This is a genomic window from Planomonospora sp. ID67723 (assembly GCF_015711605.1).
Lineage (GTDB): Bacteria > Actinomycetota > Actinomycetes > Streptosporangiales > Streptosporangiaceae > Planomonospora_A.
In genome coordinates, this window is the sequence record NZ_JABTEZ010000001.1 from 1,353,042 (window position 1) to 1,369,413 (window position 16,372).

15 protein-coding genes are annotated in these 16,372 nt (G+C 72.2%); 9 read left to right on the top strand and 6 right to left on the bottom strand.

The features are described from left to right. The first annotated feature begins 34 nt into the window (after positions 1 to 34). Positions 35 to 1,018 (top strand): LysR family transcriptional regulator, encoded by a 984-nt coding sequence (locus HS041_RS06450; RefSeq protein ID WP_196439564.1) that lies wholly within the window; start codon positions 35 to 37, stop codon positions 1,016 to 1,018. Positions 1,019 to 1,147: 129 nt separating this feature from the next. Beyond that, positions 1,148 to 4,618 (top strand): M28 family peptidase, encoded by a 3,471-nt coding sequence (locus HS041_RS06455; RefSeq protein ID WP_196439565.1) that lies wholly within the window; start codon positions 1,148 to 1,150, stop codon positions 4,616 to 4,618. A gap of 105 nt (positions 4,619 to 4,723) precedes the next feature. Here the strand turns inward: HS041_RS06455 and HS041_RS06460 are convergent, their stop codons facing one another. After that, entirely contained in the window at positions 4,724 to 5,335 is a 612-nt protein-coding gene (locus HS041_RS06460) for a GNAT family N-acetyltransferase (protein ID WP_196439566.1), read from the bottom strand. Positions 5,336 to 5,486: 151 nt separating this feature from the next. Here HS041_RS06460 and HS041_RS06465 point away from each other — a divergent pair, with 151 nt between their 5' ends. Continuing rightward, a complete protein-coding gene (locus HS041_RS06465) occupies positions 5,487 to 6,008 on the top strand; it encodes a GNAT family N-acetyltransferase (protein ID WP_196439567.1) in 522 nt (173 codons plus the stop codon). On the opposite strand, the gene HS041_RS06470 is transcribed toward HS041_RS06465, so the two are convergent. Further along, a complete protein-coding gene (locus tag HS041_RS06470; protein ID WP_196439568.1) occupies positions 5,995 to 6,351 on the bottom strand; it encodes a DUF742 domain-containing protein in 357 nt (118 codons plus the stop codon). The two genes, HS041_RS06465 and HS041_RS06470, sit on opposite strands and share 14 nt — an antisense overlap. Next, positions 6,348 to 8,672, bottom strand: coding sequence for a sensor histidine kinase (locus HS041_RS06475; RefSeq protein ID WP_196439569.1), 2,325 nt, complete (start codon positions 8,670 to 8,672; stop codon positions 6,348 to 6,350). Before HS041_RS06475 ends, HS041_RS06470 begins: the two co-directional genes overlap by 4 nt. 162 nt (positions 8,673 to 8,834) lie before the next feature. Between HS041_RS06475 and HS041_RS06480 the strand changes: the two genes are divergently transcribed. Beyond that, complete coding sequence (locus HS041_RS06480; RefSeq protein ID WP_196439570.1) at positions 8,835 to 9,176, top strand: hypothetical protein; 342 nt, start codon at positions 8,835 to 8,837, stop codon at positions 9,174 to 9,176. On the opposite strand, the gene HS041_RS06485 is transcribed toward HS041_RS06480, so the two are convergent. Next, the gene (locus HS041_RS06485; RefSeq protein ID WP_307845193.1) at positions 9,086 to 9,448 is read right to left on the bottom strand and encodes a barstar family protein; all 363 of its coding nucleotides are present in this window, start codon (positions 9,446 to 9,448) and stop codon (positions 9,086 to 9,088) included. The genes HS041_RS06480 and HS041_RS06485 overlap by 91 nt on opposite strands. 146 nt (positions 9,449 to 9,594) lie before the next feature. Between HS041_RS06485 and HS041_RS06490 the strand changes: the two genes are divergently transcribed. The 3 genes from HS041_RS06490 (at position 9,595) to HS041_RS06500 (ending at position 11,636) form a co-directional block, all read left to right on the top strand. Next, complete coding sequence (locus HS041_RS06490) at positions 9,595 to 10,488, top strand: DMT family transporter (protein ID WP_196439571.1); 894 nt, start codon at positions 9,595 to 9,597, stop codon at positions 10,486 to 10,488. 114 nt (positions 10,489 to 10,602) lie between these two features. Next, a complete protein-coding gene (locus tag HS041_RS06495) occupies positions 10,603 to 11,226 on the top strand; it encodes a GntR family transcriptional regulator (protein ID WP_196439572.1) in 624 nt (207 codons plus the stop codon). A 59-nt stretch (positions 11,227 to 11,285) separates the two neighbouring features. After that, positions 11,286 to 11,636 (top strand): hypothetical protein, encoded by a 351-nt coding sequence (locus HS041_RS06500; protein WP_196439573.1) that lies wholly within the window; start codon positions 11,286 to 11,288, stop codon positions 11,634 to 11,636. A 123-nt stretch (positions 11,637 to 11,759) separates the two neighbouring features. Here the strand turns inward: HS041_RS06500 and HS041_RS06505 are convergent, their stop codons facing one another. Next, complete coding sequence (locus HS041_RS06505; protein WP_196439574.1) at positions 11,760 to 13,046, bottom strand: saccharopine dehydrogenase family protein; 1,287 nt, start codon at positions 13,044 to 13,046, stop codon at positions 11,760 to 11,762. 228 nt (positions 13,047 to 13,274) lie between these two features. Here HS041_RS06505 and HS041_RS06510 point away from each other — a divergent pair, with 228 nt between their 5' ends. Together HS041_RS06510 and HS041_RS06515 are read left to right on the top strand one after the other, a co-directional pair. Then, entirely contained in the window at positions 13,275 to 14,771 is a 1,497-nt protein-coding gene (locus HS041_RS06510) for a flavin-containing monooxygenase (protein WP_307845194.1), read from the top strand. Continuing rightward, positions 14,756 to 15,271, top strand: a complete 516-nt coding sequence (locus HS041_RS06515; protein WP_196439576.1) for a hypothetical protein — start codon at positions 14,756 to 14,758, stop codon at positions 15,269 to 15,271. Before HS041_RS06510 ends, HS041_RS06515 begins: the two co-directional genes overlap by 16 nt. Here HS041_RS06515 and HS041_RS06520 read toward each other — a convergent pair. Continuing rightward, entirely contained in the window at positions 15,247 to 16,350 is a 1,104-nt protein-coding gene (locus tag HS041_RS06520; RefSeq protein ID WP_196439577.1) for a glycosyl hydrolase, read from the bottom strand. The genes HS041_RS06515 and HS041_RS06520 overlap by 25 nt on opposite strands. Positions 16,351 to 16,372 lie beyond the last annotated feature (22 nt).

A 16,372-nucleotide genomic window follows, 5' to 3' on the forward strand; every position in this document is an offset into this window, starting at 1 on the left:
TCGGCGGCGTCACGGGTTTCTTTACCATGGCCGCATGGACTTGGAAGTGCGCCATCTTCGGGTCGTCCATGCCATCGCCGGGCATGGCAGCATCTCCAAGGCGGCCTCCTCGCTCGGGCTGTCCCAGCCGTCCCTGGCCGGGCAGCTCCAGCGGATCGAGCGCATGCTCGGAGGACGCCTCTTCGAGCGGGTCCCCGAGGGGAGCCGCCCCACGCCGCTGGGTGAGTGGATCATCGAGCGTTCGAGCTCGATGCTCCACGCCTTCGACACCCTGCAACGCGACGCCCGCCACTACGTCGAGAGGGGTGCCGGAAACCCGGTGATCCGGGTGGGGTGCGCGGACACGGCGCTGGCCGGTCACGTCAGCACCTGCATGTACGACCTGTTCCCCGAGGGGAACTTCACCATCCGCACCGAGGAGTGCCTCGACACCCTGCCCGCGCTCCTGGAGGCCGGGCGGCTGGAGCTGGCCGTGCTGGCCGACTACCCCGGTCACGAGCTGGTCTCGTCTCCGGACGTGGTGTACGAGGCGTCCACCGTCGAGCCCCTCTTCGTCGGCCTCGCGGCCTCGCATCCGCTGGCCGGGCGGGAGGAGATCGACCTGGCGGACCTGGCGGAGGAGAGCTGGGCGATGCAGCCGAACGCCGAGATCGGGTACCGCGAGCACTTCTGGGCGGTCTGCCACCGGTACGGCTTCACCCCGCGCCTGTCCTTCTCCGTCAACGGCCCTCTCGCCCGAGACCTGATCAAGGCCGGCAAGTGCGTGGGGTTGTTCCTGCCCACCTCCAGGGAGCAGCCGGGCATCGTCATCCGGCCGCTGGCGGGCTCTCCGCTGCTGATGCGCAACGTCCTCGGCTGGACCCCGTACGGCCTGCCGGCCGGGACCGTGGTCTCGCTGGTGAGCGCGGTGATGCGCACCTACTGGAGCGAGGCCGCGAAGGTCCCCCGGTACGCGGAGTGGCTCGAACGGCGCATCTCGGCGGAGGACCCCTTCGCCTGCGCGGTGGGAGGCCCATAGGCCGAACCTATGGAGGTCTGGGGGGTTCTGTGTCAGGTGCTGTCGATGTCACCTTGGACACGCCCTGGCCGGCCACGGCTCCTCCGTCCCCGACACCCCCCAGGGGACGCGTGAAAGGAGTCATCCAGAGTGAAGACCAAGGTCAAGTTGGGGGCTGCGGCGGTACTGGCCCTCGCAGCCCTGACCACGCCCATGCTCGTGGGCACGGCGGGCGCCGCCGGAACATCCGTCGCGCCCGGCCCGGACGCGACGGATCCGGTGCCGCTCAGCGACGTGCAGGAGACCAGGGAGGCCTTCGCGCCGCCGGACCCCGAGGAGCGCAGGCGCGCGATCGCCAGCGCCGACAAGGCACTGGCGGCGCAGTCCGCCACGCTGCGCAGGGCACCCGAGGACAGGTTCGAGCGGGTGCGCACCACCGCGGGCACGCGCGGGGTGCAGTACATCCACTACAAGCGGGTCTACGACGGCCTGCCGGTCTACGGCGGCGACGTGGTCGTCGTGACGGACCAGAGCGGCGAGACGGTGGAGAGCCTCGCCTCGGGCCAGCGTGCCGAGATCACCGTGGACACCCGGCCCGCGGTGAGCGCCAGGACCGCCACCGCCACCGCGCGCGGCGAGCTCAGAAGTGTCGAGACCGCCGCCAAACCGGTCCTCGTCGTGCACGCGGCCGCGGCCGAGCCCCGGCTCGCCTGGGAGGTGCTGGTCACCGGTCAGGGCGAAGAGGCCCCGAGCGTGCTGCACGTCTACGTGGACGCGAAGACCGGCGCGGTCATCGACAAGGTGGACGAGGTCAAGGCCGGCACCGGCAACGGCCACTACAACGGCAACGTGACCTTCACCACCTCCGGCTCCGGCAGCTCCTACTCCATGACGGACACCACCCGTCCGGGCCTGCGCTGCGGCGGCCAGAACGGCTCGGCCTACACCGGCACCGACGACAACTGGGGCAACGGCTCGGGCACGGACCTGGAGACCGCCTGCGTCGACGCGATGTACGCGGCGCAGAAGGAATGGGACATGTTGCGCCAGTGGTTCGGACGCAACGGGTTCAACGGCAGCGGCGGCGCCTTCCCCGCGCGGGTCGGGCTCAACCAGGTCAACGCCTTCTGGAACGGCTCCTACACCAACTACGGCCACAACCAGGCCAACACCAAACAGGCCACCCCGATCGACGTGGTCGCCCACGAGTACGGCCACGCGGTCTTCCAGCACTCCGGCAGCGGCGGCGCGGGCAGCGGCAACGAGACCGGCGGCCTGAACGAGTCCACCGGCGACATCCTGGGCGCGCTGACCGAGCACTACGTCAACGGCAGGGACGTGCCGGACTACCTGGTCGGTGAGGAGGTCAACCTGGTCGGGCAGGGACCGATCCGCAACATGTACAACCCGGGCGCGCTCGGCGACCCCAACTGCTACAGCTCCTCGATCCCCAACACCGAGGTGCACGCCGCGGCCGGCCCGCAGAACCACTGGTTCTACCTGCTGGCCGAGGGCACCAACCCGCCCGGCAAGCCCGCCAGCACCGTCTGCTCCGGCCCGTCGACGCTGACCGGCATCGGCATCCAGAAGGCCGGGCAGATCTTCATGGGCGGCCTGAACACCAAGACCATCCCCTGGAACCACGCCAAGGCGCGGGTGGCCACGCTGAACGCCGCCAAGACGCTGTTCCCGGGCAGCTGCACGGAGTTCAACGCCACCAAGGCGGCCTGGAGCGCGATCAACGTCCCGGCGCAGAGCGGCGAGCCGACCTGCCAGCCCACCGGCAACGACTTCTCGGTCTCGGTCGCCCCGTCCTCCGGGAGCGTCGAGCCGGGCGGCTCGGCCACGGCCACGCTCTCCAGCGCGGTCGTCTCGGGCAACGCGGAGACTCTGACTCTGTCGGCGACCGGGGCGCCCGCGGGCACCCAGGTGAGCTTCAGCCCCACCTCCATCACGGCGGGCCAGAGCTCCACGGTGACGATCAGCACATCGGCGAGCACCCCGGAGGGAACCTCGCAGATCGCCCTGAAGGCCACGAGCCCCTCCACGAGCAAGACCGCGACCTTCGCCCTGACCGTCGGTGACGACGGCGGGCCCGGCCCGGTCGATCCGCCGGACATCAGCATCGACAACGTCAGGGCGCACCTGCAGCAGTTCCAGACGATCGCCACCAACAACGGCGGCAACCGCAGGTCCACCGGAGCGGGCTACACCGCGTCGGTCTCCTACATCGAGCAGAAGCTCACCGCCGCCGGCTACACCGTGCGCAGGCAGCCCTGCACCTCGGGCTGCACCAGCGGGTCCGGGCCCAACCTGATCGCGGACTGGCCCGGCGGTGACGAGAACCAGGTCATCATGGCAGGCGCCCACCTGGACAGCGTCTCGGCCGGCCCCGGCATCAACGACAACGCCTCGGGCTCGTCGGCCCTGCTGGAGGTCGCGCTGACCCTGGCGGAGAAGAAGCCGGAGATGGCCAAGCACGTGCGGTTCGGCTGGTGGACCGACGAGGAGCAGGGCCTCAACGGCTCCGAGTTCTACGTCAACTCGCTCAGCGCCGCCGATCGGAGCAAGATCAAGTTCTACCACAACTACGACATGGTGGGCTCGACCAACGGCGGCTACTTCATCAACAACATCAACACCGAGGCCGCGCGCTACCTCAAGGAGTTCTACGACGGGCTGAACCTCCGGCCCGAGGAGAACACCGAGGGCGCCAACCGCTCCGACGACGCGTCCTTCCGCAACGCGGGCATCGCCACCTCCGGTGTGGCCGCCGGCGCCAGCGCCACCAAGACCTCGGCGCAGGCGTCCAAGTGGGGTGGTACGGCAGGGCAGTCGTACGACCCCTGCTACCACCGGTCCTGCGACACCATCAGCAACATCAGCACCACGGTCCTGGACCGGGCCTCCGACGCCGCGGCGTACGGGATCTGGAAGCTGGCCGTGGGCGACGGCGGCGGTGAGGAGGACGACTTCTCCGTCTCGGTGAACCCGTCCTCGGGCACCGTCCAGGCGGGCGGCTCGCTCACCGCGACGCTGGCCACCGCGGTCACCCGCGGGGCGGTCCAGGACGTCGCGCTCACCGCCTCCGGCGCCCCGGCCGGGGTCACGGTGGCCTTCGACCCGGCGACGGTCAAGGCGGGCGAGAGCTCCTCGGTGCGGATCACGACCTCCGCGAGCACCCCGGCGGGCGCCTACCCGATCACCCTCACGGGGACCGGCGCCTCGGCCAGCCACTCCGTCGTCTACACCCTGACGGTCGGCGGGACCGGTGACGGCCGGGTCTTCACCAACGACACGCCCTTCGACATCCTGGACGGCTACCAGGACGAGACCAGCATCCCGGTCGCCCTCTCCGGCTCCCCGAACTCGACGTTCGAGGTCACGGCGGACATCAGGCACACCTGCTCGCAGGACCTGCGCCTGACCCTGGTCCAGCCGAACGGGACGACGCGGGTGCTGAAGTACGAGTCGTACAGCAGCTGCACGCCGTACAACGGGCCGGTGAAGTTCACGGTGAACAACACCGCCAGCCTCGGCAACGGCACGTGGACGCTGCGCGTCGGCGACTACTTCCGCGGTGACACCGGCACCTTCAACGGCTGGAAGATCGCTTTCTAGCGGCCTTCCCCGGTCGCGACGGCCAGGGCTGACAGGCCCGGGCCGGGAGGAACGGCGGCGGCCCGGACGGATTCCCGTCCGGGCCGCCGTCGTCGTGCGGGGACGTCACCCCCGGGCCGTGCTCCGGCCGAGGTAGGTGAGGGGGCCCGGGTCGGCGACCGGGATCTCGTGGAAGCCGAGGCGGTCGTAGAAGGCGCGGGCGGGGGCGTTGGCGGTGACCATGGCGAGGTGCACGGCGGCCACCCCCTTGCGGTGCAGCGCGTCGAGGAAGGCGTGCATCAGCGCGCGGCCGTGCCCCTTGCGCTGGTGGGAGGGGAGCAGGTCGATGTGGAGGTGGGCCGGGTAGCCGACGGTCTCGGGGACGATCATCCGCTTCGGGCGGTACATGAGATCGATCATCGTCTCACTCGGAGTGGTGGGCGGCCCGTCCAGTGCGGGGAAGCGTTCTCTCATGCGGGGGAGCCAGGAGGCGCGGTAGGCCTCGACGAAGGCGGCGGTGTCGGCGGTGCCCAGGACGTAGCCGACCGCGCGCTCCCCGTCGTCGAGGACGAAGGTCAGGTCCGGCTCCAGTTCGGCGTAGGGAGCGGCGAAGATGCTGGGCATCAGGTCGAGGTCGGGATAGATGTGCCGGGAGTCGCCGCCCTCGTGGGCGGTTCGCACGCAGATGTCGTAGAGGGCGGGGCGGTCATCGGGCCGGTAGGGCCGGACGGTCGTCATGGAGGTCATGATGCCTGCCTTGAGAGCGCTCTCACAAGGTTTTCGGAGGGGTGGCCGTGTCCTGTGGAGAGGGCCGGCGGCTGCCCGGAGGTTGCGATCTGGCGGATGTTATGGGGTGATTGGGGAGAATTATCCTGTTACCCTGCTCGGCATGATCGAGGTCGAGCTGCGGGGCTGGCGTCCTGACGACGTGCCCGCCGTGCTGGCGGCCTTCCGCTCGCCCGACATGGCCCGGCAGGCGGCCCGGCCGGTCGACACGCCCGCGGCGGCGCTGGAGTGGATGGCGTTCTGGGGTTTCCGGGACGACGCGCGGGCCTTCGCGGTGGTGGCCGGGGACGAGGTCGTGGGGAACGTCGCGGTGAGCAACATCGACGCTCACGACACCGGCTGGGTCTCCTACTGGACCATGCCGCACGCCCGGGGACGGGGAGTCGCGGCGGCCGCGGCGATCAAGCTGGCCGAGTGGGCGTTCACCGAGCGCGGGCTGTTCCGGCTGGAACTGGGGCACCGGTTGAACAATCCAGCCTCCTGCGCGGTGGCGACCAGGGCGGGTTTCGCGGTCGAGGGTGTCGAACGGGCCAAGCTCAGGTACGGCGACGAGCGCCACGATGTGGAGCGCCATGCCCGCCTGGCCACCGACCGGTTCGCCGTACCGCAGGTCAGAGGGCTCTGAGGCCGGCGAGGACGTCGCGCAGGAGGCTCTCGCGCGGGGCGGCGACGGCCGCCGGAGGCATGCGGACGGTCAGCAGGCCGTAGTCGCGCAGATCGCTGAGGAGCACCCGGACCACGCCGACGGCCAGCCCGGTCGCCGAGGCCGCCTCGGCGACCGAGATCGGCCGCCGGCAGGCGTTCAGGACGCGCAGGTGCTCGGGGGGAAGATCGGGAGGAACGGGTCCGACCGCCGAGACCATGGCGATCAGGTCGAACCGGTCGCCCGTGGGGCGGGTCCGGCCGCGGGTGACCGTGTAGGGACGGACGATGGGTCCGGCGTCCTGGTCGAGCCAGCGCTCTGTCATACGCCGTCACCCTCTTTCTCGGCACGGCGCCATCCCGCGCGGAACGACGTGAGCACGGTGCTCGGGACGACGGGCTCGTCACCCGCGGGCCCGGCACCGTTCGCGTGCCCGGCACCATCGGCGGCGTGCCCGGTGCCGTTCGCGGTCTGCCCGGTGCCGGTGGTGTGTCCCGCGCCGTTCTGCCCGGTGCCGTTCGCTGCCTTCCGCACCCGGCGGGGCAGCCCGCCGGGTCCGTCCTGCTCCCCGGGTACGGCCCGCGCCCCCAGGATCCGGTCGGGTGCGGTTTCCGCCACGGGTGCGGGAGCCTGCCCCGGCACGGGCCGCGGGGCGTGCTCCGGTACGGCCCCGCGGACGCGCTTGGGCAGGCCGTCGGCGGCGGGGACGCGCTCGACCTCGACCGAGTAGGTGACCGGTTGCTCCGTGGCCAGGGCGGCCGGAGCGTGCGGTTCCGGCGTCTGGGCGACCAGCTCGCCGGGGATGAGCACGATCGCGGTGATCCCGCCGAACGGCGACGGCCGCAGGGAGACCCGGATGCCGTGGCGGGCGGCGAGCCTGCCGACCACGAACAGGCCGAGCCGGTCGCTGTCGGCCAGGTCGAACTCGGGCGGGTCGGCCAGCCGCGCGTTGAAGTGGGCCATCTCGGCGGGACTCATGCCGAGGCCGCGGTCCTCCACCTCGATCGCGTACCCCTTGGCCACCGTCTCGCCGTGCACGCGCACCGTCGTGCCGGGGGGCGAGAAGATCGCGGCGTTCTCCACCAGCTCGGCGACCAGGTGGATCACGTCGGTGACGACCGTGCCGACGAGCGCCGGGCCGTGCGGCACGGCGACCGTGACACGCAGGTAGTCCTCGACCTCCTCGACCGCGGCGCGCACCACGTCGTAGATCGCGACCGGCGTCCGCCAGCCGCGGCCGGGGACCGAGCCGGACAGGATGATCAGGCCCTCGGAGTGGCGCCGCATGCGGGTGGTCAGGTGGTCCAGGGCGAACAGGTCGTCGAGGATCTCCGGGTCGGTGGCGCGCTTCTCCATCGCCTCCAGCATGGCGAGCTGCCGGTGCAGGAGCGACTGGCTGCGCCTGGCCAGGTTCACGAAGACCTTGTTGACGCCCTTGCGCATCTCCGCCTGGCCGACGGCCGCCTCGACGGCGGTGCGCTGGACCGAGGAGAACGCCTCGCCGATGCTCACCACCTCGGCGGTGGTGCCGTGCCTCAGCTCGGGACTTTCGGACTCGGCGCAGACGTCCTCGCCCCTGCGGAGCCTGGCGACCACACTGGGCAGGCGCCTGTCGGCGAGGTCGAGAGCGGCCCGCTGCAGACCGACCAGCTCCGCGCCGATCCGGCGGCCGAAGCGCACCGAGACGAAGATCGACGCTGCGACCGCGACCAGGCCGAGCCCGCCCGCGACGCCGATCTGGACCAGCACGCCGGTGGCCAGCGGCGCGGCGCGGTCGGCGACGCGCTGGCTGACGTCACCGGCGACGCGGTCGAAGGCGTCCGACAGTGCTGCGGCGGCCGTCGCCCAGGAGATATCGGCCCGCTTGGCGGTGGGGAAGGCGTCCTCGATCCGTTCGAACGCGGCGAAGGCGGAGGATTCCGCCAGACGCCTGTAGGACGCCTGGAACTCCTCGTCGAGCTGCTCGAACCCGATGGAGTAGATCATTCTCCGGCTGGTGGTCAGCTCGGTGAACCTCGCGCGCTCCTGCGCGTCGATCCTCCCGGTGACCCCGGAGACCAGCGCGGCCTGCTGGCTCAGCAGCTCGCGGCTCCGTCCGACCAGGGTGATGGCCCGTACCTGGTCGATCAGGTCGATGTCGGCGGAGATCCGCATCTTCTCGTAGACGTCGAAGGCCAGCCGGATGATGGAGGTGTAGGCGTCCAGGGCGTCCAGCCGGGTGCTGGAGCGGCTGTCCACCCCGCTGCGCGCCTCGGTGAGCCGGTCCGTCGCGGCCAGCAGCCGGACGACCCTCTGCCACAGGGGGTCCGGGATGTCGGCCCGGCCCTCCGTGGCGAGTCGTTCGAGCTCCTCCCGCGCGGCGTTGGTCCGGGTCCTCTGGGTGTCGAGGGCGGAGCGCGAGCTCGCGGGGTCGCCCAGCAGGGTCAGGGAGAGCAGCCGCTCGTGCTGGAGTGCGGTGGTGAGCGCGCGGGTGGGGATGGTCACGTGGTCGTGGACCGAACTGACGACGAGGAGTTCCTGGCCGCTCCGTACGGTGATCGCCGCAGCGAACCCCCAGATCGCCACGAGCGAGACGAGAGGCACCAGGAGCAGGGCGAATATCTTCGCCTTGATCGAATATTTGCGGCCGGCCATGGTACCTCGCATTGCGGATATGCGTGGTTAACAGTGGCGAAACCCTAGCAATGCCGCCGGATTAGGGCCAGAGACCCGGATGACCAACCGGGAGAAAGACTTTGTGTCTCTGCGGTGATGCGGAACCCCAGACCCCTCGGGCACGTCTGTAGTTGTCAGGAAGGGGAGGCGCCCATGATGAGGGTTGCGGAACTGGTGGAGTCGGAACTGGCTCACGTGCCGGAGGCGGTTCTGGCCAGAGGAGACGAGCTGGAGCGCTCGGGAGCGGTGCAACTGGTCAGGTTCGGCCCGCGGCTCATGACCGCGGAGGTGGACGACGGCGCCGCGTGCGTCGAGTTCCGGGTCACCGACGGGTTCCTGGAGTGGCACTGCACCTGTTCCGACGGCCGCCGGGGCGCGTTCTGCGCCCACTGCGTGGCGACGGCTCAGTCGGTCAGGAGGAGGACGGACAAGAACGCCTCCTGCGGCGTGCCGTCCGTGACGGCCTCGGAGAGCACGGTCCGGATCGCGTCGTAGGACGGCCGGTCCGCGCTGCGCAGTACCGACGGCTCCGACCAGACCAGCACGTGCTCACCCGGAGGCAGCCAGGACAGGTCGGTCAGGCAGTCGTACAACGCGTCGAGGTTGTGCCCGAAACGGCCGGGGAAGGACAGCGCCTCGGCGATCGCGGTCATGGCCTCGGCCGAGGTGGTGACCGCCGAGCCGTCCAGCCGGTGCGGTGTGACGACGTCGAGCATCTCCTTGTAAGCCGCCATCGAGCCCCGCTCGAACATTCCCCTGGACGTCACCGGCCACCTCCGTACGGTTACCCCGATCCTCGTCCCGGCAGGCTACCCATCGGCGAACCGGGAAAAAACGCCCAAAGGCACCGCTTAGCCGACTCTGTAGCTATATTTGGGTAGACATAGATGTCTAGTTGTCTGACAATCGGACTATGAAGCTCGCCGTCGTCGGGGCCGCCGTCCTCTGGGGCACCGCCGGGACCGCCGGACTGCTGGTCACCGGCGTCGACCCGGTCTCCCTCGCCGCCGCCCGCCTGGTGATCGGCGGGCTGGTGCTGGCGGTCGCCGCGGGCGCGGCCGTCCGGGCGCTGCCCCGCCGGGGACTGCTCGTCGCCGCCGCGCTGGGCGTGGCCGCCTACCAGCTCTGCTACTTCGCCGCGGTCAGCCGGACCGGGGTGGCCGTCGGCACCGTGGTCGCCATCGGCAGCGGCCCGGTCTTCACCGGGCTGCTCTCCTGGTCGCTCGACAAGGTGCCACCCACCCGGCGCTGGGCCGGGGCGACCGTGGCGGCGGTCGCCGGCTGCGCCGTACTGACGGGCGGGGGAGGCGAGGTTCGCGCGGACGGGATCCTGCTCGCCCTCCTCGGCGGCCTGATCTACGCCTCCTACGCGGTGGCCGCGGCCCGGGTGATCGGCGCCGGCGCCTCCTCCGACGCGGTCATGGGCGCCATGTTCGGCGGGGCCGCACTCGTCATGCTCCCGGTCCTGCTCCACACCGGGACAGGCTGGCTCGCCGACCCGCGCGGCCTGCTGACCGCGCTCTACCTGGGCTGCGCCACGACCGCGCTGGCCTACTTCCTGTACGGCAGGGGCCTGCGCACCACCCCGGTGGCGACCGCCGCCACCCTCGCCCTGGCGGAGCCCGCCGTCGCCGCCCTGCTCGGCGTCGCCGTACTCGGAGAGGCCCTGACACCGGTCTCGGCCGCCGGGCTGCTGCTGCTCGGCACGAGCCTCGTCGTGGTCGCCCTGCCCGACCGTCCGCACAAGGACGCACCCGTGCCCGACCTGGCGACCCACGGCACCCGGGAGACGCGCCACCCGGCCTGAACACAGCCCCCGAGCCGCGACGCGCAGCGTCGCCGTGGACCCGTGAGGGGGCGCCGGTGAGCCAATGGAGGAGCGCCCGCAGCGTCGCCGTGGACACAGCAATAGGCTCACGCTGTGACCCTCCCGATCCATCCCGTCTCCGCCGTCGCCGCCCTGGCCGATGCGCTCCGCCGCCGGGTGCTCTCCGGCGAGATCGAGCCGGGTACGCCCCTGCCCGAGCAGGAGCTCTCCGCGGCGTACGGTGTGGCCCGCCCGACCGTCCGTGAGGCGCTGGCGGTCCTGGTCCACGAGGGTCTGCTCCGCCGGGAACGGCACCGCAGCGCCCAGGTGGCCGAGGTGACCGTGGCCGATCTCGACGACCTGATGTTCGTCCGCCGCCCGCTGGAGGACCTGATGGCGCTCTCGCTGGCCGGCAGGCGGGTGGCCGAAGCCGACGCGGCGCTGGCGCGGATGACCGCGCTGCCCGGCGACGCCTCCTGGTCGGACGTGGTCGCCGAGCACATGGCGCTGCACCAGGCGCTGATCGTCGCGGTGGGCAGCCCCCGCCTGGAGCGGCTCTACGCCACGCTGGCCGCCGAGACCCGGCTGGGCCTGGTCCGGCTCCGCGCGCTCTACGCCGACCGGGACGTGCTGGTGGCGGAGCACCGCGACCTGCTGGACGCCATCGCCCGAGGTCCGTCGGAGGAGGCGCGCCGCGCCGTCGCCGCCCATCTCGACCATGGCTGGGGCGAGCGCTGACCGCCCGACTTGGGCGGTTCTATTGCACGACAACCCCTTAAGTCGTCAGAATCGCGGCCATGCACGGCAATTCGATGCCGGATACCTACGTGTACGTCACAGAAGAAGGCGTGACCCGCCACTACGCGGACGGCAGCGTGGACGCCCTCGCGTGGGAGGACGTCGTCGAGGTGCGGGTCGTGGGGGACACGGACACAGACATCCTGTACATCCTGCTCGATCGTGACGGCCAGGGCTGCGTCGTGCCCAAGTCCGCCACAGACGGGGCCTTCCTCACCCGGCTCCGCTATCTGCCGGATTTCGACCTCGACCGGCTCAGTGCGGCGATGGACGCCGTCCAGGACTCCTCCGTCGTCGTCTGGCGCAGCCCCGACCCCCCTTCGGCCCTGCCGGACCTGGAGTACGACTAGCGCCCGCGTCTCCCGGCGGCCTCCGCTCCTTCGTGTACCGCCCCCGCACGGAGGCCTGCGGGCCCGCGACCTCGCCGGGGTGTCCGGCCGACGGGCCCCGCGATGTGACCCGCCGGACGCGCCCTACGGGCGGACGGACCCCGGAGCGCCGTTCCGGCCGGCCTCGGCCGTCTCGACGATGACGCCGTCCTCGGCGTGCCCCCGCGCGGTCAGCGCCGCCCGGCTGGGGTCGTGCCGGGCCAGGTCGCGGAAGAAGCGGCCGGGGTCGACGACGGCCTCCGGCGGGTGCACCCCGGGCCGGGCGGCGGTGCCGTCCAGGAACTGGGCGAGGCCGAGGGCGAGCGGGATCCCGGTGGCTTCGGCCATGTCGTCCATGAGGGAGGAGACGGGCAGTCCTTCCCCCGCGCCGCTCACCCCTGCCAGGTGCGCCAGGACGGTGACGGGACGGCCGTCCCGCAGCCCTGTGGCGGCGGCGAAGAACGGCGGCAGCGACCCGGGCCCCTTGAACGTCAGGGAGCGCGCGACGGAACGGAGCCCGCGGAGCAGGGAGGGTTCGGCCAGTTCGGCGGCGGCCGACTCGTTGGTGAGGCGGCCGCCGTCGATGTCGTCGCGGAGGACCGCGAGGTAGGCGGCGGTCGCCGGTGTGACGACCATGAGGTTGGCCGCGTCGCCGGTGGGCCGGTAGCTGCGGTGGAGGGTGACCGGTTCGGGGTGCCCGACGGTGTAGGCGGTGCCGCTGCGTCCGCCGGGCAGGGTGAGGGCGACCGGTCGCAGGGGACGCCGGTGGACGATCTCGCCGGCGTGCACGACCGCCACCTGTCCGCTGATCTGCTGCATCCAGTGGACGGCGGCGGCGCTGGGGCGCCCGTCCGGGCCGGTGAGCAGGTTCTGCTCGTCCTGTCCGCCGTCGGTGCCGGGCACGTCGACGGGCCAGGCGGTGTAGAGGTCCTCGACGGTGTCGAGCCCGTCCACCGCGCGGGCGGCGAGCAGGTTGCTGACACCGGGGCTGGCTCCCATGCCCACCAGGGCGCAGACCCCCGCCGCGCGGGCGGCGCCGTCGAGTTCGAGCATCTGCAGGGTCGGTTCCCAGTCGTCGCAGATGTCCAGGTAGTGCGTCCGGGTGTCGATGGCGGCGCGCAGCACCGCCAGGCCGAAGCGGTAGTACGGGCCGACGGTGTTGAGGACCACGTCGGCGTCGGCGAGCGCGTCGCGCAGTTCGGCTCCGTCGTCCACGTCGACCTTCCGGGGTCGCAGCACGGCGCCGTTCCCGGCGAGGCGGCGCACGAGCCGCCGCGCCGCCTCCAGGTCGCGGTCGGCGACCACGATCTCCCGCACGCCGGGCAGCCCCGCCGCCACCCGGACCGCGACCGCGCCCATGGCGCCGGGACCGCCGAGAGCCAGGATCTTCATCGCCACTCCTCCGTATGGTTCGAATGAAACACTAACGTTCGTTTCCGATACGATCGAATCTAGCATGATAGATACCATGAGAAGATCATCGATATCGGCAGGAGCGTCATGAACGACAACACCGGGTCCCCGCCTTCTCCGGAACGACCCGCGGCCGGCGGGGAGACCGGGTCCGTCCCTGCCGCGGCCCCGCGGGGTGAGCGCCCAGGCGCCGTCCGGAACGTGCAGGTGGCGGTCGTGGGGGCCGGGTTCGCCGGCCTGGGCGTGGTGATCCGCCTGCTGCAGGAGGGCTACCGCGACGTCCTGCTCCTGGAACGGGCGGACGAGGTCGGCGGGACGTGGCGCGACAACACCTACCCCGGCTGCGCCTGCGACGTCCCCTCCCACCTCTACTCGTTCTCCTTCGCCCCCAATCCCGACTGGAGCAGGCGCTTCGCGCCGCAGGCGGAGATCGGGCACTACCTGCGCCGCTGCGCCGACGAGTACGGCGTGCGGCCGCATCTGCGGCTGGGGTGCGAGCTTCGGCACGCCCGGTGGGACGCGGGGGATCGGGTGTGGCGGCTGGAGACGGGCGACGGGCCGATGGCGGCCCGGATCCTCGTCCTCGCCCAGGGACCCCTGTCGGAGCCCGCGGTGCCGCGGTTACCCGGCCTCGACGGGTTCGAGGGGGAGGCGTTCCACTCTGCGCGCTGGAACCACGACCTCGACCTGCGCGGGCTGAGGGTCGGGGTCGTCGGCACGGGGGCGAGCGCCGTCCAGTTCGTCCCCCACCTGCAGCGGACCGCCGGGCACGTCACGCTGTTCCAGCGCACCCCGCCGTGGGTCGCGCCGCGCCGCGACCGGGTGATCCCGCCCTGGCGGCGGAGCCTGTTCCGGCTGGTGCCGACGGCGCAGCGGCTGGCGCGCGGCGGAGAGTACCTGGCCCGGGAGGCGACGCTCCCCGCGCTGCTGGGCAACCGGACCATGCGGGCCCTCGGCCGGCGCGCGGCGCTGGCGCACCTGCGCCGGCAGGTGGCCGACCCGGTGCTCCGCGGCAAGCTCACCCCCGGCTACGAGCTCGGCTGCAAGCGGGTCCTGCTCGCCGACGACTACTATCCCGCGCTCACCCGGTCCAACGTCGCCGTGGTCACCGACCGCATCGTGGAGGTCGGCGCCCGGTCGGTCGTCACCGCCGGAGGTCCCGCGCCCGGCGCGGGCGCCCCGCAGGCCGGGGACGCCCACCCCGTGGACGTGCTGATCTTCGGCACCGGTTTCCGGGTGACCGACGCCACGTACCCGCACGACATCGTCGGCTCCCGGGGGCGGTCGCTGCACGAGGTCTGGGACGGCAGCCCTCAGGCGTACCTGGGCACGACCGTCACCGGCTTCCCGAACCTGTTCCTGATGGCCGGCCCCAACACCGGTCTCGGCCACAACAGCCTGATCTACATGATCGAGTCGCAGATCGCCTACCTGCTCGGCTGCCTGCGGGCGATGCGCGAGCGCGGAGCCGACACCGTGGAGGTGCGAGCCGAGGTACAGGAGGTCTACAACGCCGGCCTGCAGCGCCGGCTCGCGTCCACCGTCTGGGCGACCGGCGGATGCGCGAGCTGGTACCGGGACCGGCACGACCGCATCACGGCCCTGTGGCCCGAGCCGACGTGGCGCTTCCGCCGCGCCACCGCGGGCTTCGACCCCGCCGCCCACATCCTGTCCGCGGCGGGCCGTCCGTGCCCCACGCACTGAAGTCCGCCCGGGCGATCCGGCTGCTCGCCGCGCTGGGCCGCACCCCGCCGGGACGGCTGGTCACCGCGCTGGGCCGTACCCCGGCCGGACGGCTGACCCTCGCCGAGGGGGCGACCGCCGTACTGTTCGGCATGCTCACCCTGCCGTTCTCCGCGCCGGCCCACCGCAGCGTCCCCGAGTGGGTCCAACTGGCGGGCGTGGCCGTGCTGCTCGCCATGATGGGCGCCACCGCCCACACCTGGCGGCTCGTCGCGGCCGACGGGCTGCACCTGGTCCGCGCCGCCCGGGGGGGAGCCGCGACGAGGTTGCGGGACCAGGCCAGGGACGAGCGGCGGCTCCGCCGGAGTCTGGCGCTCCAGCCCGCCTTCCTGGTGGTCCTGCTGCCGGTTCCGGAAACCTGGATGTGGTTCTGGTTCTCCCTCACCCTCGCGGCGATCGCCTCGGGAGCGGTCTCCTTGGCCCTGTCGGCCCGCGCTCACCGCCGCGGCCCTCGGGCGTAGGGGGCCGCGATCGCCTCCGCGTAACCGCGCCGGCCCTCCGGGGTCAGCGCGTACTCCGCCGTGGGGCGGTCGAAGTAGAGGAGGGCGCGGATCTTGGGCAGGCGCCTGAGATCGCTCGCCAGGTTGCGGAAGTAGGCCGCCTGGCACGGCTTGCCGAAGCCGAACTCCATGACGCCGTACGCCTTGTCCCGGGCACCCGGGCCGAGGAGCCCGGCCTCCAGCCGCGCGTAGAAGCGGTTGAGGACCGTGTGGGCCGAGCCGTACGCGCACTCGTTGTCGTAGGGGTCCCAGGAGATCCAGTCGACGTAGGCGTCACCCGGATAGGAGGAGGTGTAGACGGCGTCGTCGCCGGAGAACCCGCCGACGACGTAGTTCCACCGCACGTTGGTGACACCCCTGGCGGCGAACAGGTCGTGTACGTGCCGCCACATGCGCCGGTAGCCGGCGGTCCATGAGAGCCGCAGCTCACGGTCGGTCATCCAGTCGACCTGGGTGTCGATCTCGCTGGAGAGGTCCAGCACGATCTGCCCGGGGAACGCCTTCAGCCGGTCGGCGACGGCGTTCAGCAGCGGATCGAACCGGCCCTCGGCGATGTCGCCGGGCCGGAGCCAGTCACCGGTGAAGTCCGGCGGCGTCTCCGGGTCGTCGAAGGCGACCGGTCCCGGTAGGGGCAGCCCGTTGAAGCTCGACGGGCACGCGGTGAAGCAGCGCCCGTCGATCTGCAGGAACAGGACCCGGTCGCGGGCCAGTTCGGCGTCCCTGGCCGTCGGCCAGCTCACGGTCTGCTCCGGGGCGGCGCCGGTGACCTGGGAGAGGCTGTAGTAGCGGCGGAAGGCGCCGAACCGGCCGGGCGTCGTGCCGCCGTCCGCCAGGTCGCCCTCGTAGGCGCTGACGTCGGCGTTGCCCGAGCGGTAGAGGCCCCACCAGGCGCCGCCGCAGGCGGGGGCGAGCCGGCCGTCCCGTCGGGGAGAGCGGCCGGTGCCGCAGTCCTCCCCCGGGACGGGGTCCGCGGCGCCCGGAACGATCAGGGCGGCCAGAAGGGCGAGGGCGGCGAGGGCGGGGCGGAGGGCTGCGCGCATCTCATTCTCATCGGAGGGCGGG